Origin of the sequence: Parundibacterium terreum, from assembly GCF_014636315.1 — a bacterium.
Taxonomy (GTDB): domain Bacteria; phylum Pseudomonadota; class Gammaproteobacteria; order Burkholderiales; family Burkholderiaceae_D; genus Undibacterium; species Undibacterium terreum.
This window is the reverse complement of the sequence record NZ_BMED01000011.1, coordinates 19,896-42,862: the sequence shown is the minus strand read 5'-3', so window position 1 is coordinate 42,862 and position 22,967 is coordinate 19,896. Positions and strand designations below refer to the sequence as shown.

At 53.5% G+C, this 22,967-nt stretch carries 22 protein-coding genes; 7 read left to right on the top strand and 15 right to left on the bottom strand.

Features of this window, described 5'->3' with window-relative positions:
- The first annotated feature begins 64 nt into the window (after positions 1 to 64).
- From IEW12_RS28600 to IEW12_RS28580, 5 genes are all read left to right on the top strand, one after another.
- Positions 65 to 574 (top strand): methylated-DNA--[protein]-cysteine S-methyltransferase, encoded by a 510-nt coding sequence (locus tag IEW12_RS28600; protein ID WP_188569576.1) that lies wholly within the window; start codon positions 65 to 67, stop codon positions 572 to 574.
- A gap of 165 nt (positions 575 to 739) precedes the next feature.
- Positions 740 to 994, top strand: a complete 255-nt coding sequence (locus IEW12_RS28595; RefSeq protein WP_188569575.1) for a FeoA family protein — start codon at positions 740 to 742, stop codon at positions 992 to 994.
- Entirely contained in the window at positions 991 to 2,880 is a 1,890-nt protein-coding gene (gene feoB, locus IEW12_RS28590) for a ferrous iron transport protein B (RefSeq protein WP_188569574.1), read from the top strand. Before IEW12_RS28595 ends, feoB begins: the two co-directional genes overlap by 4 nt.
- Positions 2,881 to 2,882: 2 nt before the next feature.
- On the top strand, positions 2,883 to 3,158 hold the full coding sequence (locus IEW12_RS28585) for a hypothetical protein (RefSeq protein ID WP_188569573.1): 276 nt from the start codon (positions 2,883 to 2,885) through the stop codon (positions 3,156 to 3,158).
- A 202-nt stretch (positions 3,159 to 3,360) separates the two neighbouring features.
- Complete coding sequence (locus IEW12_RS28580) at positions 3,361 to 3,990, top strand: hypothetical protein (RefSeq protein WP_188569572.1); 630 nt, start codon at positions 3,361 to 3,363, stop codon at positions 3,988 to 3,990.
- 41 nt (positions 3,991 to 4,031) lie between these two features.
- Here the strand turns inward: IEW12_RS28580 and IEW12_RS28575 are convergent, their stop codons facing one another.
- From IEW12_RS28575 to IEW12_RS28535, 9 genes are all read right to left on the bottom strand, one after another.
- A complete protein-coding gene (locus tag IEW12_RS28575) occupies positions 4,032 to 5,159 on the bottom strand; it encodes an ABC transporter substrate-binding protein (protein WP_188569571.1) in 1,128 nt (375 codons plus the stop codon).
- A gap of 155 nt (positions 5,160 to 5,314) precedes the next feature.
- The gene (locus tag IEW12_RS28570) at positions 5,315 to 6,916 is read right to left on the bottom strand and encodes an ABC-F family ATPase (RefSeq protein WP_188569570.1); all 1,602 of its coding nucleotides are present in this window, start codon (positions 6,914 to 6,916) and stop codon (positions 5,315 to 5,317) included.
- Between the two features lie 204 nt (positions 6,917 to 7,120).
- Positions 7,121 to 9,202 (bottom strand): 3-hydroxyacyl-CoA dehydrogenase NAD-binding domain-containing protein, encoded by a 2,082-nt coding sequence (locus tag IEW12_RS28565; protein WP_188569569.1) that lies wholly within the window; start codon positions 9,200 to 9,202, stop codon positions 7,121 to 7,123.
- Positions 9,203 to 9,420: 218 nt separating this feature from the next.
- Entirely contained in the window at positions 9,421 to 10,122 is a 702-nt protein-coding gene (locus tag IEW12_RS28560; RefSeq protein ID WP_188569568.1) for an ABC transporter ATP-binding protein, read from the bottom strand.
- 3 nt (positions 10,123 to 10,125) lie between these two features.
- Positions 10,126 to 10,887, bottom strand: a complete 762-nt coding sequence (locus IEW12_RS28555) for an ABC transporter ATP-binding protein (RefSeq protein ID WP_188569567.1) — start codon at positions 10,885 to 10,887, stop codon at positions 10,126 to 10,128.
- Positions 10,884 to 12,170, bottom strand: a complete 1,287-nt coding sequence (locus IEW12_RS28550) for a branched-chain amino acid ABC transporter permease (protein WP_188569566.1) — start codon at positions 12,168 to 12,170, stop codon at positions 10,884 to 10,886. The genes IEW12_RS28555 and IEW12_RS28550 overlap by 4 nt, the downstream gene beginning before the upstream one ends.
- A gap of 2 nt (positions 12,171 to 12,172) precedes the next feature.
- The gene (locus tag IEW12_RS28545; RefSeq protein WP_188569565.1) at positions 12,173 to 13,120 is read right to left on the bottom strand and encodes a branched-chain amino acid ABC transporter permease; all 948 of its coding nucleotides are present in this window, start codon (positions 13,118 to 13,120) and stop codon (positions 12,173 to 12,175) included.
- Positions 13,121 to 13,217: 97 nt separating this feature from the next.
- Positions 13,218 to 14,390 carry a branched-chain amino acid ABC transporter substrate-binding protein gene (locus IEW12_RS28540; protein ID WP_229751413.1) on the bottom strand — a complete coding sequence of 391 codons (1,173 nt, stop codon included), beginning with the start codon at positions 14,388 to 14,390 and terminating at the stop codon, positions 13,218 to 13,220.
- 195 nt (positions 14,391 to 14,585) lie between these two features.
- Entirely contained in the window at positions 14,586 to 16,238 is a 1,653-nt protein-coding gene (locus IEW12_RS28535; RefSeq protein ID WP_308789162.1) for a 3-(methylthio)propionyl-CoA ligase, read from the bottom strand.
- A gap of 179 nt (positions 16,239 to 16,417) precedes the next feature.
- Here IEW12_RS28535 and IEW12_RS28530 point away from each other — a divergent pair, with 179 nt between their 5' ends.
- Positions 16,418 to 16,666, top strand: a complete 249-nt coding sequence (locus tag IEW12_RS28530; protein WP_188569563.1) for a hypothetical protein — start codon at positions 16,418 to 16,420, stop codon at positions 16,664 to 16,666.
- A 170-nt stretch (positions 16,667 to 16,836) separates the two neighbouring features.
- On the opposite strand, the gene IEW12_RS28525 is transcribed toward IEW12_RS28530, so the two are convergent.
- From IEW12_RS28525 to mltG, 6 genes are all read right to left on the bottom strand, one after another.
- On the bottom strand, positions 16,837 to 17,751 hold the full coding sequence (locus tag IEW12_RS28525) for a 23S rRNA (adenine(2030)-N(6))-methyltransferase RlmJ (RefSeq protein WP_188569562.1): 915 nt from the start codon (positions 17,749 to 17,751) through the stop codon (positions 16,837 to 16,839).
- Positions 17,752 to 18,006: 255 nt separating this feature from the next.
- Entirely contained in the window at positions 18,007 to 18,537 is a 531-nt protein-coding gene (locus tag IEW12_RS28520; protein ID WP_188569561.1) for a GNAT family N-acetyltransferase, read from the bottom strand.
- A 5-nt stretch (positions 18,538 to 18,542) separates the two neighbouring features.
- A complete protein-coding gene (locus tag IEW12_RS28515; protein WP_188569560.1) occupies positions 18,543 to 18,929 on the bottom strand; it encodes a PilZ domain-containing protein in 387 nt (128 codons plus the stop codon).
- A 14-nt stretch (positions 18,930 to 18,943) separates the two neighbouring features.
- Positions 18,944 to 19,978: a DNA polymerase III subunit delta' gene (gene holB / locus IEW12_RS28510; protein WP_188569559.1), complete on the bottom strand. Its 1,035-nt coding sequence runs from the start codon at positions 19,976 to 19,978 to the stop codon at positions 18,944 to 18,946.
- A 20-nt stretch (positions 19,979 to 19,998) separates the two neighbouring features.
- Positions 19,999 to 20,640: a dTMP kinase gene (tmk, locus tag IEW12_RS28505; protein ID WP_188569558.1), complete on the bottom strand. Its 642-nt coding sequence runs from the start codon at positions 20,638 to 20,640 to the stop codon at positions 19,999 to 20,001.
- Positions 20,641 to 20,729: 89 nt separating this feature from the next.
- On the bottom strand, positions 20,730 to 21,716 hold the full coding sequence (mltG, locus tag IEW12_RS28500) for an endolytic transglycosylase MltG (RefSeq protein ID WP_188569557.1): 987 nt from the start codon (positions 21,714 to 21,716) through the stop codon (positions 20,730 to 20,732).
- Between the two features lie 153 nt (positions 21,717 to 21,869).
- Here mltG and ygfZ point away from each other — a divergent pair, with 153 nt between their 5' ends.
- Positions 21,870 to 22,955, top strand: coding sequence for a CAF17-like 4Fe-4S cluster assembly/insertion protein YgfZ (ygfZ, locus tag IEW12_RS28495; RefSeq protein ID WP_188569556.1), 1,086 nt, complete (start codon positions 21,870 to 21,872; stop codon positions 22,953 to 22,955).
- Positions 22,956 to 22,967: the final 12 nt, after the last annotated feature.

The following is a 22,967-nucleotide window of genomic DNA, read 5'->3' as shown; positions in this document are numbered from 1 at the left end:
ATCCGCAATTGCTTTATGATCAGCATATCAAAAAGATAAGCAAGCAATGGACTAGCCAGACGGCATGAAAACGCGGGACAAAATAGAACGGAACGCCGTTTACAAAACCATGGAAAGCCCGGTGGGGCTACTGGTCATGCTCGCCTCAGAACATGGCTTGCACGCAATCAACTGGGAGGGAGAAGATCAAGTCCGGGCAGAAGGCTTCCAGCCGGAGCCGGAGCATCCCTTATTGATGGAGACAGAACGGCAACTAAAGGAATACTTTGCCAGCCAGCGCAAAGTGTTTGATCTGCCGTTGGCGCCCAGGGGTACGCCATTTCAATTGCAAATATGGAAGCTGCTGCTTGATATTCCCTTTGGCCAGACAGTCACCTACGGCGAACTGGCCGCATCGGCAGGCGACCCCAATGCATCGCGCGCAGTTGGCATGGCCAACAACAAAAATCCCATACCAATTATCATCCCCTGCCATCGCGTGATAGGACGCTCCGGCGCACTGGTCGGTTTCGGTGGCGGCCTGGAGAACAAATCTATCCTGCTGGATCATGAGAGCCAGTTCCGCCTGTTCTAAAAGGCGGCAAACCTGCCTTACCCCCTGCTAAAGCCCCTTTTGAAATCCACGTCGAAAGACGAACTTGATCCAATTTGATATTTATTCTCATTATCATTTAGAATGGCATATCATTAAGTAAGAACGACTCATATGCCTGATGCTTCAAGGACTGTAAAAATCACGATGACCACCCTGGATCAATTGTCTGTAGGTACAAGTGCACTGGTAGATTCAATTGCAAGCATCAAGGATGGCGGCGATTTTGACGTAAGCCTGCGGCTGAAAGAGCTTGGCTTCGTACAAGGCGAGTCGGTCAAGGTATTACACAAGGGATATTTTGGTGGAGAGCCTATTGCGGTTCGCATAGGACAATCCACTTTTGCTTTACGCAAATTTGAGGCTGCCCTGATTTCTGTCACGCAGCCTGGATCAGTATGAACACAGTCAATATTGCATCGCCACTCACATCGCCTCGCATCGCCCTGGTAGGCAACCCTAATTGCGGCAAAACCGCACTATTCAATCGACTGACAGGCGCGAGGCAAAAAGTCGCCAACTACGCCGGCGTGACCATAGAACGAAAAGAAGGAAAATTTCGCTCCGAGTCCGGCCGCCTGTGGCATGTACTGGATTTGCCGGGCACCTACAGCCTGAACGCCATTACTCCGGACGAGAAAATCACCAGTGACGTCGTCAAGGGCTTGCGCCCTGATGAAGCCTTGCCCGATGCCGTAGTGTGCGTCGTGGATGCCACCAACCTGAAGCGCGGCCTGCGCATTGTGCTGGAACTAAAGAGCCTGTCCATTCCCATGGTACTTGCCGTCAATATGATGGACGTGGCGAAGAAGAGAAACATCCACATCAATATCCAGACCCTGCAGGAAATGCTCGGCGTTCCCGTGGTGGAAACCGTCGCCGTTGCCCCCAAGGGCGTGGACAGCTTGCTGACTGGCCTGGAAGATCTGGCCGGCAGCCTGCAGACCGCCGCCGCCCCAGTCAGCTCCGCGCTACCGCAATCGCCGGAAAATATCCAGCGTGAAGCAAATGCGATTCTGGCGCGCGCAGTCTCTTATGCCGATGTCAAAGAAGGCAGCCTCAGCCAGAAAATTGACAGCCTGGTACTGCATCCATTGCTCGGACCTGTCATCTTCGCAGTCCTGATGTTCCTTGTATTTCAGGCGGTATTTGCCTGGGCTCAGTGGCCCATGGACCAGATCAAGGATTGCATGGACAAGCTGGGCGGCCTGATCGAGTCAGTAATGTCGCCCGGCGCACTGCAAGGTCTGCTGGTCAAGGGAGTCATCGGCGGCGCCGGCAGCGTGCTGGTATTCCTTCCACAAATCCTGATCCTGTTCTTCTTCATCCTGGTGATGGAAGATTCAGGATATCTGCCCCGTGCGGCTTTCCTGCTGGACAGGATCATGGGCAAGGTCGGCCTCTCCGGGCGCGCCTTTATCCCTCTGTTGTCCAGCTTCGCCTGCGCCATCCCCGGCATCATGGCTACTCGTACGATACAGAACCCGCGCGACCGCCTGGTGACGATCATGATTGCGCCATTGATGACCTGCTCAGCCAGGTTGCCGGTCTATGCATTGATCATCGCCGCCTTCATTCCAGAAAAAATGATCTGGGGCTGGCTCAGCCTGCAAGGCCTGGTGCTGTTTGTTCTTTATATCGCCGGTATTGTCGCGGCCATGCTGGTTGCCTTTGTCTTGAAAAAACAATGGGGCGGCACGCAGCAACAGTCTTTGCTGCTGGAGCTACCAGACTATCGTTGGCCAAATTCCCGCAACCTGCTGATAGGACTGTGGGAACGGGTCAAGATATTCACTACCCGCGTCGGCACTATCATCCTGTCGCTGATGATCTTGCTGTGGTTCCTCAGCAGCTTCCCGGGAGCGCCGGAAAATGCCACGCATCCCGCCATTTACTACAGCATCGCGGGGCTACTGGGTCGCGCACTGGAAACCGTATTTGCGCCGATAGGCTTTAACTGGCAAATCTGTATCGCACTGGTTCCCGGCTTGGCGGCCAGGGAAGTCGCGGTCGCCGCGCTCGGCACCGTGTATGCACTGTCGCAATCCGGTGAGGAACTGGCCAGTTCGCTGCAACCGCTGATTGCGCAATCCTGGAGCCTGCCAACCGCCTTGTCGCTGCTGGCCTGGTATGTGTTCGCGCCGCAGTGCATCGCTACCCTGAGCGTGGTCAAACGGGAAACCAATACCCTACGCTATCCATTTCTGATGGCAGGCTATCTATTTGCGCTGGCCTATCTTGCCTCTTTCGCGACCTATCATATAGCTCGCCTGATTATGGGAACTTGAATATGCAAACCTTGATCACTGCGCTGATATTACTATTCGCTGCGGCCTACCTGGCCTGGCGCTGGATGCCTAAATCCTTGCGCGCAAGCCTGGGTGGCTGGATCTCCCGCAAGGCGCCAGCCTTGTCTCCGTATTTCTCAGCGCCGGCAGGCGGCTGCTCCAGCGGCTGCTCATCTTGCGGCAGCAGCAACGCCGACAACACAGCTTGCAGCAGCGACAGCATGCCCAAAACCAACAGCAAGGGCCGTCCGGTTATCCTGTTAAAACAAGAACAATAATTAGTGGTTCATCACGCTAATATTGCAGCCTATCCAACAATGGGCGCCACAGTGATTGGCGATATCCCCATATTTGGTGTATCCTAAAATCAATAATTAGTATTTTGTACAACGTGCTTCCCGGCACGCGTCATGGCAATGACTTGCTCCCCGCCATGACATGACAAAACATAAGAGACAATCAAGGATAGCGACAGCCGACATGAGCACGCTGATATACGACAAAACCGACAAGGGCCGCGAAGAAATAGCGACTCGCAAGTACCAGCTTGCGTCCCGCATCAGGACTCTGCTCGTGATGGTAGACGGCAAGCAGACTGAAGATGACTTGCTGAAGAAAGTCGCCGGACTAGGCTTGGGCCAGCAAAACATCGATGACCTCATCGAGCAGCAATTCATCGCTGCTGTCACGGCAGCTCCTGCTGCCGCCACTGCACCCAGGGCACCTTCAGTTAACAGCAGTCCGCCGGAGAACACCGCAGCGGCCACAGCCCCCTTGGCACCGATGGAAGATAACGGCCCCGACTCCGTCCTTGGATTGGGCGCTGGTCCAGAAACAGAACTCGATGAAGCTGCACGCTTCCAGGCCGTCTATAACTTCTTCAATGAGACCATCAAATCAACGCTGGGCTTGCGCGGCTTCACGCTGCAAATGAAAGTAGAACGTGCTGCCACGCTGGAAGATTTCCGCGAACTGCGCCGGCCGTATCTGGAAGCGATACAAAAAGCCAAGGGCAATGAAATGGCACGCAGCCTGCGCGACAGGCTGGATCAGTTGCTGGTGCGTCCAGGTGAAAAATTGCCTACCGATACCACCCTGCTGGGCTCATAAGCAGTATTTGGCAGGCTGCCCTGCATCACAAGTCAGTCACATCAAAACAGCAAACCGCCGCCCTTCCTGAACAAGGCAATATCCACGTAGCCGGATAAATGCAAATCGGGGTCGGCGGGATTGATCGTCAAACCACCCAGGTCTATCTGCCCCTTTTGCGCAAAGAAGTTCTGCGCCCCCGGCTTGCCTGCCCCCCCCATCTGTATTGCCTTCACCAGCGTTTTGCCGACAGCAAAGCCTTCCAAGGTCAGCGAGGAAATGCTTTCGTCGCGGTATTTCTTCATCATGCGCATATGGTCGTTCTGTATTACGGATACGCCGGCAGACGGATTAGGCACTACCTGCGCAAAGACCGTCCACTCCAGCATCTTGGGATTTGTCATTTCTGCCAGCGTGGTCAGATTAATCAGCGACGTGCCGGCCACAAAAGTCCTGGCTGCATGCTTGCGAAATTCTTTCAGGAACAGACCGGTACTGATCGTATCGGCGACGGCAATGACAATATCCGGTGCTGCTGCTGCCAGCTTCTTCGCTTCTTTTTCAGTATCGGCCGGCAGTCCCAATATCTTTGCAGTGCCGCTCAGAGTCAAATTTCGCCGTCCCAGCTCCGCCACCACATATTGGTAGGTTTCCTGGTTCAGCGAATTTTCCTGGTAGGCAATGCCTACCTTCTTGATTCCCAATTTGCCGAAATACGAAAAAATATACTGTATCTCCTGCTCCTGGCTGGGTCGCCAGAACAAGACTTTCTGGCCGAAATTTTTCGATGTGTTTACTAAGGGCGCAAACAGAACTTGCCCGCTTCTGGCAAAGCTGCCTGATGCAACGACGGATTGTACCGTATCACCGCCGATGCCGCCGATCAGATAGTCTGCCTTGTCCTGCTCCAGCAATTCAGTCACCGCCTTGACCGACTCTGCCGCATCGCCGCGATCGTCCTTGGCAAGGTATTTGATACGCTTGCCGTTGATGCCGCCGGAAGCGTTCACGCTATCGAAGTAAGTTGCCAGGCCGGTGACATAGTCGCGGCCTATGCTGCCGTTCTGGCCGGATAAATCGATGGCCTGTCCAATGACAATATTCTTTTCTGCCGCAGTTGCGACAGCCATATCAAAACCTGCGCTCAGCAGCGCAAAGACAGGAAACAGGTACCGGACGAAGATGGGCATGCAGTATTTTCCAGATAGAAATTCTGGAGTGTGCACACCGAATATGACCTGAGAATGACGCGCCCCAAAATATGCCGCGCAATGTCACGCAATGCCATGCGAATAAAAGAAAAAAGCCAGGGAAGTCCCTGGCTTTATATGCTGCAGATCCGGTATTACTGGATGCCCTGGCTGTTCAGGTACTCTTCGTAGCTGCCATGGAAATCAATAATTTCATTTTCCTTGACTTCCAATACGCGCGTCGCCAGTGAAGATACAAATTCGCGGTCATGCGAAACGAAGATCAGCGTGCCGGCATATTTTTCCAGCGCGATATTCAGCGATTCAATCGATTCCATATCCATGTGATTGGTCGGCTCATCCATCAGCAGCACATTGTGGCGGCCCAGCATCAGCTTGCCGTACATCATGCGGCCTTTTTCTCCACCGGACAGTACCTTGACCGATTTTTTCACGTCGTCACCACCAAACAGCAAGCGGCCGAGGATGGAGCGCACCGCCTGGTCATCGTCGCCCTCTTGCGTCCAGCGCCCTATCCAGTCCGTCAGGTTGCGGTCTTCGGCAAACTCTTCAGTAGGATCCTGAGGCATATAGCCGACGTTGGCGTTTTCCGCCCATTTGGACATGCCCTTGTCAGCCTGCAGGCCGGCAATATCGGTACCGCCTATGCAGCGCAGCAGTGTCGTCTTACCGGCACCGTTGGCACCAATGATCGCGATGCGTTCACCGGCTTCCACCATGATGTTGAAGTTGTTGAACAATGTCCTGTCGTAGGCCTTGGTCAAACCCTGCACTTCGACAGCCAGCCTGTGCAATTTCTTCTCGCCGTCAAAGCGAACAAATGGATTCTGGCGGCTGGAAGGCTTGATGTCTTCCACCTTGATCTTCTCGATCTGCTTGGCACGGGAGGTTGCCTGGCGAGCCTTGGACTTGTTTGCCGAGAAGCGGCGTACGAAATCCTGCAACTCGGCGACCTTGTCCTTGGCTTTTGCATTGTTGGCCATTTGCTGCGCACGTGCCTGCGACGATGCCAGCATGTAGTCATCGTAATTGCCCGGATACACTTTCAGCGTGCCGTAATCCATATCGGCCATGTGCGTACACACCTGGTTCAGGAAGTGGCGATCATGGGAAATGATGATCATTGTGGAATTGCGCTCATTCAGCACATCTTCCAGCCAGCGAATGGTATTGATGTCCAGGTTATTGGTTGGTTCATCAAGCAGCAGGATGTCTGGATTGGAGAACAGCGCCTGGGCCAGCAAGACACGCAGTTTCCAGCCTGGCGCAATCGCGCTCATCGGTCCCTGGTGCTGGTCGGTAGGAATACCCACGCCCAGCAGCAGCTCACCCGCGCGCGCTTCCGCCGTATAGCCGTCGTATTCGGCGAACTTGGCTTCCAGATCGGCGGCTTTCATATAGTCGTCGTCGGTCGCTTCCGGATTCGCGTAGATCGCATCCCTTTCGGCCATCGCTGCCCACATCTCGGTGTGGCCCATCATGACCACATCCAGCACACGCATGTCTTCAAAGGCAAACTGATCCTGGCGCAGCTTACCCAGGCGCTCATTCGGATCCAGCATGACGGTACCGGACGATTGTTCCAGGTCACCACCCAGAATTTTCATAAATGTGGATTTACCACAGCCATTGGCGCCGATCAGGCCATAGCGGTTGCCTTCACCAAACTTGACGGTGATATTTTCGAACAGCGGCTTGGGGCCGAACTGCATAGTAATATTTGCGGTGGATAGCACGAAAAACCTTTTGCAAGAGAATACAGGGAATAATCAACCTTACATTATACCATTCTCCCCTGCTTAAGCCCCAAAACAGCTTCTCAAGCATGGATTTTGACTCCAGAATCCACGTTCAACTCCCAAGCTAGCCTTCCCCCCATAAAAAAACCCGGCAAGCTTTTCAGCCACCGGGTTTTATTATTTTAGCAATTCACACGACTTTTAGCCGTTAAAACCCTTGCCTTCTGCTGCCAGCTTGGCCAGCAGTGGAGCCGGCTTCCATGCATCGCCATGGCGGCCTTTTGCATATTTGTCCATGGCCATCACAACATTTGGCAGACCAACGGTATCGGCGTAGAACATAGGACCGCCGCGGTGCAATGGGAAGCCATAGCCGGTCAGGTAGACCATATCGATATCGGAGGCACGCATGGCGATACCTTCTTCCAGGATATAGGCACCCTCGTTGGCCAGTGCAAACACTAGGCGTTCAACGATTTCCTGGTCACTGATCTTGCGGCGCTCCACACCCAGATCTGCCGAGTGCTTGATGATCATGTCATTCACCAGTTGCGAAGGATATGGTTTGCGGTCGCCCGGTTTGTAGTCATACCAGCCGGCGCCGGTTTTCTGGCCGAAGCGCCCCATTTCGCACAGCAAATCCGCTGTCTTGGAATAGCTGATCTGTGGCTTCTCTACATAACGGCGCTTGCGGATATACCAGCCAATGTCATTACCGGCCAGATCGCCCATGCGGAACGGGCCCATCGCAAAACCGAATTTTTCAACAGCCTTATCCACCTGCTCCGGCGTGCAGCCTTCTTCCAGCAGAAAGCCTGCCTGGCGGCTGTACTGTTCTATCATGCGGTTGCCGATAAAGCCGTCGCAAACACCGGATACCACGCCGGTTTTCTTGATTTTCTTGGACAATGCCAGAGTCGTCGCCAGCACGTCTTTCGCCGTTTTTTTGCCGCGTACGATTTCCAGCAACTTCATCACGTTCGCAGGGCTGAAGAAATGCGTACCGACCACGTCTTCCGGACGCTTGGTAAAGCTGGCGATCTGGTCCACGTCCAGCGTCGAAGTATTGGACGCCAGGATCGCGCCGGGCTTCATCACTTCATCCAGCTTCTTGAATACCTGCTCCTTGACGCCCATGTCTTCGAATACCGCCTCTACGACGATATCGGCCTGGCCTATGCCTTCATACGACAGGGTGCCGGTGATCAGGCCCACGCGCTGGTCAAACTTCTCTTGCGTCAGCTTGCCCTTCTTCATCGTGTTTTCGTAGTTCTTGCGTATCGTCGCCAGACCCTTGTCCAGCGCTTCCTGTTTCATTTCCAGGATTTGCACAGGAATACCTGCATTGGCAAAGTTCATCGCAATGCCGCCGCCCATCGTACCCGCACCGATAACGGCGGCAGACTTGATCGCGCGTGTCGGTGTATCTTCCGGCACGTCAGGGATCTTGCTGGCAGCGCGTTCTCCAAAGAAGGCATGGCGCAAAGCCTTGGATTCTGTCGTCTGCACCAGTTCAACAAACAGTTCACGCTCAAACTTGATGCCGTCGTCGAATTTCTTCGTGATCGAAGCAGCGACTGCTTCCACGCATTTGAGAGGCGCGGGGAATGGACCCGACATGGCCTTCACAGTATTGCGCGAGAATTGCAGGAAGGCTTCGTAGTTCGGATAGTTGACCTTGATATCGCGCACGCGTGGCAGTGGACGTGCATCGGCAATCTTGCCGGCAAACGCCAATGCGCCTGCCAGCAGGTCGCCTTCTATCATTTCATTGAACAGCGCGGTTTTCGCCAATTTTTCGGAAGGCACAGGTGTGCCGGACACGATCATGTTCAAAGCCATTTCCAGGCCCAGCACCCGTGGCAGGCGCTGTGTGCCGCCGGCGCCAGGCAAGATGCCCAGCTTGACTTCAGGCAGCGCAATTTGCGCACCTGCAGTCGCGACACGGTAATGGCAACCCAGTGCCAGTTCCAGGCCGCCGCCCATGCAGACGGTGTGGATCGCGGCAACCACCGGCTTATCCGAACCCTCGACCACATTGATGACCGTATGCAGCGTAGGCTCTGCCATCGCTTTAGGGGAATTGAATTCCTTGATGTCTGCACCGCCCGAAAATGCCTTGCCGGCGCCGGTAATCACGATGGCTTTGACAGCGGCATCGTCCAGCGCTTTTTTCATGCCTTCCACAATCGCGCTGCGCGTCGAATGGCCAAGGCCGTTCACGGGAGGATTATTCAGGGTGATGACGGCGACATTGCCGTTGACTTGATATTCTGCAGTCATGTCTCTTCCTATGGTTGATTTTGATGTTCAGACAAAAACTGTCTGCGTTGTTATGTCCGGTGCATTAATATACCGCAAAAAGAACGACCGTATTATTTTTTTTGAGATGTTTAGCGAGTTTCAGGAATCCAGGAGGAAACAGCCAAATGCCAATGACAACAGGGAAGTATTCTCATACTTCCCTGCGGCAATTCAGCAAAAAATTGCTCCAGATAAATCTACACCTCCAGCCATTCCTTGCGAATGTTTTCATTCGCCTTCAAATCCGCCGGGCTCCCCTCAAACACTATAGAACCGTGCCCCATCACATACAAGCGCTGCGAGATTTCCAGGGCAATTGCCAGCTTTTGCTCCACCAGCAAAACCGAGATGCCACGATTTTTCAGCTCCTTCAGGTACTCCGCCACCAGTTCGACGATCTTCGGTGCAAGCCCTTCGGTAGGCTCATCGATCATGATCAGGTCGGGATCGCCCATCAGGGTGCGGCACAGCGTCAGCATCTGTTGCTCACCGCCGGACAACACGCCGGCCGCCGTATGCTGGCGCTCTTTCAGGCGGGGAAACATCTTGTACATGTCATTCAGCGACCAGCGTGATTTCTTGCCGGACTTTTCTCCCAGGATCAGATTCTGCTCCACCGTCAAGGTAGGGAAGATATCGCGGTTTTCCGGCACATAGCCCAGACCCTTGTGGGCGATCTGGAAAGCCTTCAAGCCAATGATTTCCTCTCCCTTGAAACGTATGGAGCCGCTTGCATTGACCTGCCCCATGGTTGCCTTCACCGTGGTGGAGCGCCCTACCCCATTGCGCCCCAGCAGGCTGACGATTTCACCCTGATTGACCACCAGATCCACGCCGTGCAACACATGGCTCTTGCCGTAATAAGCGTTCAAGTCCTTAATTTCGAGTAATGCACTCATCGTTCAAGCCTCCACCGGTGCGTGACCACCCAAATAAGCATCTTTTACCTTTTGATTATTGCGGATATTCACCGGAGTATCGCAGGCAATCACCTCGCCATAGACAACCACGGCTATCTTGTCCGCCAGGCCGAACACCACGCTCATGTCATGCTCCACCATCAACAGGGTCTTGCCTACCGTGACTTTGCGTATCAGCTCCACTGCCATGTCGGATTCGGAACGGCTCATCCCTGCAGTAGGCTCATCCAGCAAGATCACATCGGCACCGCCGGCGATCGTAATGCCGATCTCCAGCGCGCGCTGTTCCGCATACGTCAGCAAACCCGCAGTAATATCACGGCGCCGCTTCAGACCGATCTGCTCCAGTACGGCCTCGGCCCTCTCATGCGCATCCTTCAAGCCACCCAGCCTGTGCCAGAAGGAATATTTATAGCCCAGCGACCACAGTACAGCGCAGCGCAGGTTTTCATAGACCGACAGACGATGAAAAATATTGGTGATCTGAAAGCTGCGCGACAAGCCACGGCGATTGATTTCAAACGGACGCAGCTTCGTCGTGCTCTCCCCATTCAGCAGGATGTCACCAGAACTGATAGGGAAACGGCCCGATATCAGATTGAACAAGGTCGATTTGCCGGCACCGTTGGGGCCAATGATGGCAAAACGCTCGCCCTTCGGCACCTGCAGCGACGCACCGCGTATGATTTCAGACTTGCCAAAACTTTTGCGAACTTCTTTCAATTCAAGCGAGAACGTCGTCATGCTTGCGCCCTCCGCATCTGATCTTCAATTTCGGTATTCACTTCGCCCCACTTTTGCATAAACACCACTTTGCAGCGTGTGAAACCCCAGCCGCCCACTGCAATCAGCAGCACTGCCACGATCCATGGCGTAGGTTGCGAAGTATCCACAGACACGCCAAACAAGCTGATGACAGGCCCTTGCGTGGAATCCAGCGTACGCTGATACAGCATCTCTACCGCGATCACACAGCCAGCCAGGGCAACCACGGATACCAGGACGATTTTCCACATCGACGACCAGATGCGCTTGAACAGGCCAAACTTGGCGACCCGCAAATTCATCATCAGGATGCTGGCGATACCGCCAGGAGCAAACATCACCATCGCGATAAAAAACACGCCAAGATACAATTGCCATGCCTTGGTAAAGTCGGACAGCATCACACTGAGGAAAATACCGATTACCGCGCCTATCATAGGACCGAAGAAGAAACCGACGCCGCCGATAAAGGTGAACAACAGTACACTGCCCGAGCGCAAGGCACTGACATTTTCTGCACTGACGATCTCGAAATTGATCGCCGACAAGCCGCCGGAAATTCCGGCGAAGAAAGCCGACAGGATCAAGGTCAGGTAACGCACCCATTGCGTGTCGTAGCCAATGAACTCCACACGTTCAGGATTGTCCCTGACAGCATTGGCAAGCCGGCCCAGCGGAGTCTGTGTAAACGCATACATGCCTATGGTGCTGACAAACAGCCACAGCGCGATCAGGTAATACACCTGGATCTGCGGTCCGTAGGTGATCCCCATGAAGGACTGACCAATGACACGGTTAGTCGAAATGCCGCCCTCGCCGCCGAAAAAGCTGGGGAACATCAGCGAGCAGGCAAACACCAGCTCAACGATACCCAGCGTAATCATGGAGAAAGTCGTACCGGATTTTTTGGTCGTGACATAGCCGAATAGCACGCCGAACGCCATGCCGGCAAGGCCGCCAATCAAGGGGATCAGCGTGATCGGAAAATTGACAGCGCCGTTCGTCACCAGATTCATCATGTGAATGGCAAAGAATGCACCCAGGCCGGAGTACACAGCGTGGCCAAAGGACAGCATACCCCCTTGTCCCAGCAGCATATTGTAGGAAAGTCCGAAGATCATCACTGTACCCATCTGCGACAGCAGCGACAGTGAGCCGCCCTTGTTGAAGATCAACGGGGCAACAATCAGCATCACTGCAAAGCCTGTCCAGATAATCCAGCGCGCGAGATTCAGAGGTTTGTATTTAAGAGTATTTGTCATTTTTATCCTTCGCGTGTACCCAGCAAACCTTTTGGCCGGAAGATGAGGATAAGAACCAGGAGCAGATAAGGCAGGATAGGCGCGGTTTGCGCTATCGTCAGACTCAGCAATGGATATCCCGGTGTAGTCGGTGTGACTTGCGTCCCGATTTTTGCCAGCAGCGACATGAATGAATAGTCCAGCGCCACCGCATAAGTCTGGATGACGCCGATCAGCAGCGACGCCACGAAGGCACCGGCCAGCGATCCCATGCCGCCCACCACAACCACGACGAAGATAATGCTGCCCAGCGTTGCCGCCATACCCGGCTCGGTAACGAAGGCATTGCCCCCCACCACGCCAGCCAGCCCGGCCAATGCGCAGCCGCCGCCAAATACCAGCATGAAGACGCGCGGAACATTATGACCAAGCGCCTCGACTGTGTCCGGATGTGTCAACGCCGCCTGGATCACCAAACCTATCCGGGTGCGGGTCAGCAGCAGGTAAATGGATAGCAGCATCAGCAGAGCCACCAGCATCATGAAGCCGCGATACATAGGGAATGTTGTCGTGTACAGCGTGAACAAAGGGCCGTCCAGCGATGCAGGGATAGGATAAGGAACTGTAGAGCGCCCCCACACCAGTTGCACCAGCTCGACGATCACGAAAGAAAGGCCGAAGGTAAACAACAGTTCGGGGATATGCCCGTACTTGTGTACCGAACGCAATCCATAGCGTTCTACCAGGGCACCGAGCAAACCTACCAGCATCGGCGAAATAAACAGCGCAGGCCAAAAACCTATCTTGACACTGATGCCGTAGGCGAAATACGCGCCTAGCATATAAAAGCTTGCATGGGCGAAGTTAAGTACGCCCATCATGCTGAAAATCAGCGTTAGCCCCGACGAAAGCATGAACAACAGCAGGCCGTAACTAACTCCGTTCAGCAAGGTGATCAGTGTGAATTCCACAGCGAGATCCTTATTAAAATTCTTGAACGATCGTACTATTTTCAAGTACAAAAAAAGAGAGTGCGCACCTAGGTACGACTCTCTCGTTGGGAGCTATTTAGCCAGGGCGTTTCATCTGACAGGAAGTCGGCTGGGTAGCGACGAAAGCATCAATTTTTTGATTGGTCTTCCATCCCAGACCAGTATTTTCCTGATCAAACTTCACATCCTTGCCGTTGACCTTCACCCATGTCGCGATATACAAAGGCTGCTGCAACTGGTGATCCGACTTGCGCATCACGTCTTCACCGTTCAAGCTCTTGATCTTGGCATTTTCCAGAGCCAGGGCCACGTCCTTGGGCTCTATCGATTTAGCCTGCTTTACAGCCTGCGCCATCGCAGCAACGATGGTGTAAGTCGCCATGGAATAGTAGTCGTCTTTGTACTTGGCCTTGAATCCTTCCACCACATCCTTGCCGGCGAAAGTTTCGTTGTTGGCATTCCAGTAGCCCACATACTTGACGCGGTCCTGGCCGGCAGCGCCCATTGCGGTAGGAACACCTGTCGTTGCACCGTAGTAGGTGTAGAAGTTGGCTTTCAGGTCAGCGTCTTTCGCGGCTTTAATCAGCAATGCCAAGTCGGCACCCCAGTTACCCGTGATGACTGTGTCAGCACCGGAAGCCTTTATTTTTGCGATGTATGGAGAGAAGTCTTTTACCTGGCCGATAGGATGCAAGTCATCGCCGACGATCTGTACATCTGGGCGTTTGCGCGCCAAGTATTCTTTGGCAGCGCGCGTCACCTGGTGGCCGAAGGAATAGTTCTGGCCGATGATGTAGACCTTCTTGATATTCTTGTCCTGCGCCATGTAGGTTGTCAGCGCTTCCATCTTCATGTCGGAATTGGCATCAAAACGGAAATGCCAGAAGCTGCACTTGCTGTTGGTCATGTCTGGATCAACAGCAGCGTGGTTCAGATAGACGATTTCCTTGCCTGGATTACGTTCATTGTATTTATTGACCGCGTCCAGCAAAGCCAGGCCAACACCGGAGCCGTTGCCCTGCGTGATATAGCGGAAGCCCTTGTCGATCACAGTCTTCAGAACGCTCAGGGATTCCTGCGGGCTGCCTTTATTATCGAAGCCCACGATTTCAAATTTGTGCGCGCCGGCCCAGCTTTTTGCATTGGCTTCATCCGCGACATATTGAAAAGAGTTCAGGATATTTTGACCTACCGGCGCAAAAGGTCCTGACAGAGGGTCGATATAGGCAATCTTGATCGTGTCAGCCATAACAACCGGGGCTGCCAAGGCAAAAACGATTGCTACCACTGGTGCACGTAATTGAAATTTCATTTGTCTCACTCCAATTCCTCATTGATGGGATTTAATTATTAATAATCGGTCCGGCTCGCACTACACCGGAATAACTATTTTTATTGCTTTGAAACACCAAACGTCTAAAGCGGCACTGCTTCCCTCTGAGAGTCATGCGGTCGGTAATTTATACTCTTTGAATTGTTCTCTCAGTTTATTTTTTAATATCTTACCGGTAGCGCCCAGTGGCAATGCCTCGATAAAGACGACATCGTCCGGGGTCCACCATTTTGCTATCTTTCCTTCATAAAACTTGATCAGATCTTGTTTTTCTACTTCTACTCCCGGTTTTTTTACGACTAATAATAAAGGCCTCTCATCCCATTTGGGATGGAACACGCCTATGCAAGCGGCTTGCAATACCGCAGGATGGGCCATCGCCACGTTTTCAAGATCAATGGTACCTATCCACTCGCCGCCGGATTTGATGACGTCCTTGCTTCTGTCGGTAATCTGCAGATAGCCGTCAGCATCGATCGTAGCAACGTCGCCTGTTGGGAACCAGCCATCCTGCAACACATCTCCGCCTTCGTTCTTGAAATAGCTGCTGACTACCCATGGCCCCTTGACCAGCAGGTTTCCGTAGGTACTGCCGTCCCACGGCAATTCCTTGCCGGCATCGTCAACGATCTTCATATCCACGCCATAAATCGCGTGTCCCTGCTTTTCAAGCACGGCCTGCTTCTGTTCTTCCGGCAGGGACAGGTGCTTGGTCTGCAAGGTGCCGGCAGTACCCAGCGGCGACATCTCGGTCATGCCCCATGCGTGCACGACTTCCACGCCATAGGTATGGCGCAAGGTCTTCATCATCGCCGGCGGGCAGGCAGAGCCGCCTATCACCGTGCGCTTGAAGCTGGAAAATTTCAGATTGTTTTGGGCGACATAGGTCAGCAGGCCCAGCCATACGGTGGGCACACCGGCAGAAAATGTCACCTGCTCCTGCTCGAATAATTCAAACAGTGATTTACCATCCAGCGCGGGGCCAGGAAACACCATCTTGGCGCCGGTCATCGGCACAGAATAAGGCAGTCCCCAGGCGTTGACGTGGAACATGGGAACGACCGGCAATACGCAATCCCGCGCTGAAACGTTCAGGCTGTCCGGCATCGCCGACGCGTAGGAATGCAGTACCGTGGAGCGGTGCGAATACAAAGCCCCTTTCGGGTTACCCGTGGTGCCGGAGGTGTAGCACAGGCTGGATGCAGAATTTTCGTCAAACAGCGGCCATTCGAATTCTTCAGAGTTTTCAGCGATCAAATCCTCATAGCACATCAGGCCAGGGACTTTGCCGTCAGTCGGCATGCGATCGCGGTCGCACATCATGATGAAACCCTTGATCGTCTTGCAGTGCGCAGAGATCGCTTCAATGATGGGCAGGAATGTCAGGTCAAACAGCAGATACTGGTCTTCTGCGTGGTTGATGATGTAGGCAAGTTGCTCAGGATGCAGGCGCGGGTTCAGCGTGTGCAGTACGGCACCGGAGCCGGAGACGGCATAATAGGTTTCCAGGTGGCGATAACCATTCCAGGCCAAAGTGCCGACGCGGTCGCCGATCTTGATGTTCAGTTTTTTGAGAGCGTTTGCCAGCTTCTTTGAGCGCCGGTGGCATTCCCTGTAGTTGTAGCGGTGAATGTCTCCCTCGGCGCGGCGCGATACAATTTCATTACTTCCGAAATACCGGTCCGCATGCTGGATGATGCTCGAAATGAGCAAAGGTTGGCCCATCATCTGCCCCATCAAAGGGCTTTTCTGATACTGCAACATCTGGTCTCCTGAAGTTTTTAATTTTGGCTAGTACATTTAATGCGCTGCTCTTTATTATTTGTGACTTCAGGTCGATTTTTGTACGACCGTACTAATTCGTCAATGATTATTTTTGCTGCATTGCGACATATCTTGCGGGTAATTGCTTGAGAATATTCTCATAGTTTCTGCAATCATCCATGCAACACCTGCATTGCAGTGCAGCATTTCACTTCGCAGTATCGGACGGGTTTGTTCCGGCGCAGGTCTTTTCGGCGCAATTTTTGGATGAAAAGACTTTCAATGCGGCGCGCTGGATCGCCAGAAATGCGCAGAAACTCAACGATGCGGCTCTCGCAATCCTCTCAAAAAGTTTGGTTTATTGTTGGTTTGAGTTGCGGATTACGCGCACGGCAGGTGCCAGCGATAAAAATCGCTTCAAATGCTAAGGAATATTGAAGATTTTTGTTGTTATGACGCCGCATGGGCAAGAAAAGTCCGGGATACTCGCGGCCAAAAGCAGCAAGGCCTGCAATCAAAAAACTTGCAGGCCTTGCTGTTTTAAGCGACTTTTGTGCTGCACTGCGGATTACACCGCATACAGTACAAAATGAGGGATTTATTTTGGCCGCTTCTTGCCTATCGTCTGTGTCTCGCCGGATTCCAGCAAAAACTCGGCGCCGGCATCGCGGCCCAGCACTTTGACCAGGTAGGGCATTACCTCTCTCAGTGTCGCTTCAAGAGTCCACGGTGGATTGATGATGAACATGCCGCTGCTACGCAGGCCAAAACCGTCCGGGGATGGACCACTGATAGACAGCGTCACATTCAGCCAGCCGTTGCCTGGAATACGCTTCAGGCGTTCCGGCAACTGTTTGGATTCCGGCCTTTGCAATACCGGATACCATACCGCGTAAGTGCCGGTGGGGAAACGCTTGATCGCATCTTCCACGGTTTCCTTGACGCGGCGATAATCGTCCTTCACTTCGTAAGGTGGATCGATCAGCACCAGCCCACGGCGCGAAGGCGGCGGCAGCAAGGCCTTCAGCCCCAGAAAACCATCTCCCGCGGTGATGATGGTGCGTTTGCCGCGAGTAGTCGGACGCTGTCCCTGCGCCTCTTTGTGTGCATCCAGACGCTGGAAATTCTCGCTGAGTATCTTGATCTCGCTCGGATGCAATTCAAACAAACGCAGCCTGTCCTGCTCGCGCAGGATTTTTTCAGCGCAATAAGGCGACCCCGGGTAGTAGCGCATTTTGCCGCTGGGGTTCATTTCCTTGACCAGGTTCACATATTCCGCCAGCGCCGGCGGCAGATCCTTGCGGTCCCACAGCGGGCCGATACCGGTCTCATATTCGGCATTCTTGCTCGCATAGCCACCATCCAGCGCGTACAGGCCGGCGCCGGCATGGGTGTCTACGTAGGTATAGGCAGTATCCTTCTGGGCCAGGTAGTTGAACAGTTGTATCGTGACAAAATGCTTGAGTACATCAGCATGATTGCCAGCGTGAAAAGCATGGCGATAGCTCAGCATGGCTGGGTAATTCCTATAAAATCGAATGTGAGATGGGTACTTGGCAGAACTGGTTTCGTCAACACCGGAGCGATGCGCAGCAAACAGGTTCTCATCGCTTTTTGCTCGCGAAAACAAGTCATCAAGGCGGGATAAGCCAGATTTTAACCTTTTTAGGGCATTGCCGCCAGAAATGCGGCAGGACGGCACGTACGCCGCCCTGCTGTCGGCGCAACAGCTTGCCCGGCCCCGGGCATGAAAGTCCGAGGTAAGCCCTTAGGCGACGCGCTTGCCGACGATGATCAAATCCCGTTCTATACCGTCGAGATTGGCGACTTTAGGCATATTGGCCCAGGTTTGGAAGCCGAAGGCCTCAAACAACTTCAGGCTGGGCGTGTTATGTCCAAAAATAAAGCCCAGCAGCGTATGTACCTGGATCTTGGGTGCGTAGGCAATCGCCTCAGTCAGGAAATAGCGTCCAAGCCCTTTACCTCGGGCATCTTCATGCAGGTAAATGGACAGTTCGGCGGTTCCGGAATAAGCCGGCCGGCCATAGAAATTGGAAAACGACAACCATCCCAGTATCTTCCCCTCCTCTTCCATTACCCATAGCGGGCGTTTGGCCGGATCATGGTCATCAAACCAGGCAAGACGGGATTCCACGGGAATGGGTTCGGTGTCGGCAGTCACCTGCCTGGACGCGATGGTCGAATTATAAATGTCGACGATGGCGGGTAAGTCGTCAAATCGAGCCAGCCTGTATGCAGGCTTATTTGCATCGGTAGTTGCAGAATTAGTTACAGACATGCAGTTTACAAAGTATGGGTTGCTCGCGACGAGCGCAGCGCTGCACCTAGCAGCTCCTCCACTCGCAATTTGATCCTGGTGCCGCTTTCATCATCCGGGAAGTGCACGCCTATGCCCTGCGACTTGTTGTTGCCGGCACCGGCAGGCGTAATCCAGGCGACCTTGCCTGCGATAGGATATTTGTTGGGATCGTCCAGCAGCGTCAGGATAAGATAAATCTCTTCGCCGAGGCGATAGGATTTATTGGTGGGTACGAAGATACCGCCATTCTTCAGAAAAGGCATATACGCTGAATACAGCGCTGCCTTCTCCTTAATAGCCAGTGACAGCACCGACGGCCTTGCCGGCGCAGGCGCGTTCACTGGCGTGGTTGTATCTGGTGTGTCGGCCATATGCAAGCTTTCAATCAATGGAAAAGCGCTGAATAATCCAGCAGCATGTCTTCTATAAACAGTTTAGCAGCCAGAGGATGGCTAGCGATAGCCTGCCGCTCATTGGTATTTCTTATCACTTGCAGCAATTCCGTGCTGCCCGCGCGACCGGCCAAAACAGCCAATTCCTTCTGATAGCGAGGATAATACCGGATTGTACCCGTTTGTTTACAAGAAAAAATATCGTACAGCCAACGTTGCATCCAAGACACGGTCGTCGGCACATCCATTTTTTGCATCTTTTCTGCAATTTTCAGGCTTGCCTCAGGTCCAGGTTTGCACAACTGCCTTAAAAATTCATCCAGTTCCGCCCGGCCCTCGGACTGAGAGGCTTCCAAAGCACCCAGCGGTGAACCGCCCTGCTGCGCCAGCCAGCTTTCCGCATCACTGACATTCTGTGATTTCAGCCAGGCCAGCGCCTCTTCCTTCGCAGGCAAACCCAGACCGAACTTGTGGCAGCGCGACAATATGGTCGGCAACAGCCGGTCCAGGCTATGGGTCACCAGGATAAAGACGGTATTGCTGCTTGGTTCTTCCAGCGACTTCAGCAAGGCATTGGCGGCAGGGATGTTCAACGCCTCGGCAGGATAAAGAACAATGATCCTGCGCCCAGAGCGATGGGTAGAAATATTCATGAAGTCAGCCAGCGCACGGATCTGGTTGATCACGATTTCCTTGGAGGGCTTGGCCGACTTTGCCGATTTTTTTTCTACCTCCACCACCTCACCCTCGGCACCGGCAGACTCTTCCTCGTCCAGCAGTTCCGGGCGCACGCGGCGGTAATCCGGATGGCTATACTGGGAAAACCAGCCGCAGGAAGCGCAATGGCCGCAAGCGTGCCCACCCTGCTCCGGCGTTTCGCACAACAGCGATTGTGCAAAATGTTCGGCAAAAAGGGTCTTGCCTATGCCCTCCGGCCCGTGCAACAGGATCGCATGCGGCAGGCGATCGCCAAACTGCTGCAACTGCTGCCACGCGGATTCCTGCCAGTTAAATAAGGGATTTGTCATTGTTGAGTCCAGCTCATTCGCTATTCATTCGCTATTGCGCGAGTACGCGTAATCAAACCGGAAATCAGCTGATGTAAAAATTCACGTATTTCAGGAATGGGCCTGGTTGAGTCTATCACCTGGAACCTATGCGGAAACTCCGCCGCACGACGCAGGTACTCAGCCCTGGCCGCGGCAAAAAAGTCGGCTTTTTCCTGCTCGAATTTATCCTGTACCCGCGTCGCATCCAGCCGCTCACGCGCCACCTCCAGCGGTACGTCAAACAATAGGGTCAGGTCAGGCTGGACGTCAGGATGCACCCATTTTTCCAGCGTGTTCAACTTTTCCAGGGATAAATTGCGGCCACCGCCCTGATAGGCAAAACTGGAATCGGTAAATCGGTCGGAGATCACCCAATCGCCGCGCTGCAGCGCCGGCTCTATCACTTGCGCCAGGTTCTCGCGACGCGCCGCAAACATCAGCAGCGCCTCGGTTTCCAGATGCATCTTTTCATTCAGCGCCAGATCGCGCAGGCGCTCCCCCAGCGGCGTGCCACCCGGTTCCCGTGTGCTGACTACTTCAATACCGTGCTGCTTGATCAGCTCAATCACATACGCAATATGCGTGGACTTGCCGGCACCGTCTATGCCTTCAAAAGTTATAAATTGCCCTGACTGCTTCATTCAAATTCCGTTTTTAATTTCAACTCTGATTCCAACTCTACTTCCAACTTATATTTCAGGTCACATCCTGAACCGCGCGGCAACGCTTCCTAGCGCTGATATCTATTCACTGCCTTATTATGTTCAGTCAGATTTTCAGAAAAATGACTGGTGCCATCACCTCTGGATACGAAGTACAGCGCACTGGAATCGGCAGGATTCAGCGCCGCCGATATCGATGCGATTCCCGGCAAAGCGATAGGGGTAGGCGGCAGGCCGGCGCGGGTATAAGTATTGTAGGGGGTATCTGTCAGCAAATCACGCTTATAGATCTTGCCCTTATACGCATCGCCCATGCCGTAGATCACGGTAGGATCGGTTTGCAGCAGCATCCCACTACGCAAGCGATTGACGAATACGGCGGCAATCAGGCCGCGCTCCGATTTTTGCCCGGTTTCTTTTTCGACAATGGATGCCATCGTCAACGCTTCATACAAGTTTTTATATGGCAGGGATGGATTCCTGGCGCTCCAGGCTTCGCCCAGGCGCTTGAGCATCGCGGCGTGCGCCTGTTGATAAATCTGCAAGTCACTGCTACCCTTGGCAAACAGATAGGTATCCGGGAAAAACAAGCCCTCCGGCCATTTATAATCCGCATCCACTTTCTTCATCAACTCTGCATCCGACATCCCTGCCGTATCGTGCCTGATGGCGGGATGGGCGTCGATCAGCTTGCGCATCTGCTGAAAAGTCCAGCCCTCGATAATCGCAATGGTCGCCTGGGAAAACTCGCCGTTGGCGATTTTATCCAGCAAGCGGAAAGGCGTGATGCCCGGCTCAACTTCATAGGATCCAGCCTTCAGCTTTGCACCCTTGCCGCTGGCTCGCACCAATAACTCAAACAAATAGGGGTTTTGCGGAACACCTGCCTCGACGATCTGCGACGCCAGACTGCGCACGCTGCTACCGGGCTTGATCGTGAAATCGATAGATTTGTCGGATTGCTGTATAGGCTGCGCAGCCCAATACGCGAGCCCGGCTGCGGCCGCAATAAAGAGCAATATCAATAATAAAATTAGTTTTTTGAGAGATGCCATGCAAATCGGTTTCAAACGTAAATTTTGTGGCGCTACTATAATCTGTGCAACAGAGTCCGTAATATCTTTACGCTAAGCGTTTCAGGATAGGGCCGGACAAGAGCGTAATGATACTGGTTTATTCGGTAACACCACAGAATTATGAGAGAAAAGATGACGACTTGGCAGCAATTCCTGGCGCAATACGGCGCGCAATTATCAACTAAAGCCGGTGCAAACGAGGGTACAGGCATTTCAATGGATTCCGAAAACCTCAATGCCTCCCTGCCTGCCTGGAACACTAACAGCCTACAAACCGGCTTTGTCGCGCCACTGGCCGACCTCGGCCTGATACGCGTGCAGGGCGATGACGCTGCCAGCTTCCTGCACAATCAACTCACCAACGATATTGAAGGCCTGGGCCTGACTGAGGCTAAACTGGCCGCCTATTGCTCACCCAAAGGCCGCATGATTGCCAGCTTCTTGAGCTGGAAAACCTCTGAAGGTATTTTCCTGCAATTGTCACGCGACATACAGGCACCGATACAAAAACGCCTGTCGATGTTTGTACTGCGGGCCAAAGCCAAGCTGGCAGATGTCAGTACAGAACAACTGATGCTGGGGCTGGGTGGGCAGGCTGCAGCAGACACGCTGAAACAATGGTTTCCCACATTACCGCTACAGGCATACGCAAAAACAGACAATGAATACGGTAGCCTGATACGCGTGCCGGATGCAGACGGTGTCGCGCGCTACCAATGGATAAGCACGGCAGAGACTCTGGAGCAAGCCTGGCCTGCCTTGTCTGCCAGCCTCGCGGTTACAGATGCCAGCGCATGGCGGCTGACTGAAATACAGGCAGGCATACCAAGGATTACTGTTAAGACGCAGGAACAGTTCGTTCCACAAATGGTGAATTTCGAATTGATAGGCGGCGTCAACTTCCGCAAAGGCTGCTACCCTGGCCAGGAGATCGTCGCCCGCAGCCAGTATCTGGGCAAACTAAGGCGCCGCATGGCGATTGCCGTCATTGCAAGCAATGAGGTTGCCGCTGCAATGGAAGTCTTCAACGGCAGCGACGCCACGCAGCCCTGTGGCATGATCGTCAACGCCGAGATCTGCGGAGAAAACCAGAGCCTGTGCCTGGTAGAGATGAAAGTGGCAGACCAGGAAGCCGGAGACATCCGCCTGGGCAGCAACGACGGCATCGCACTGGAATTTCAGCCACTACCCTATGCAGTGCTGGATATCACGCAGTAGTCGCCGAAGCTA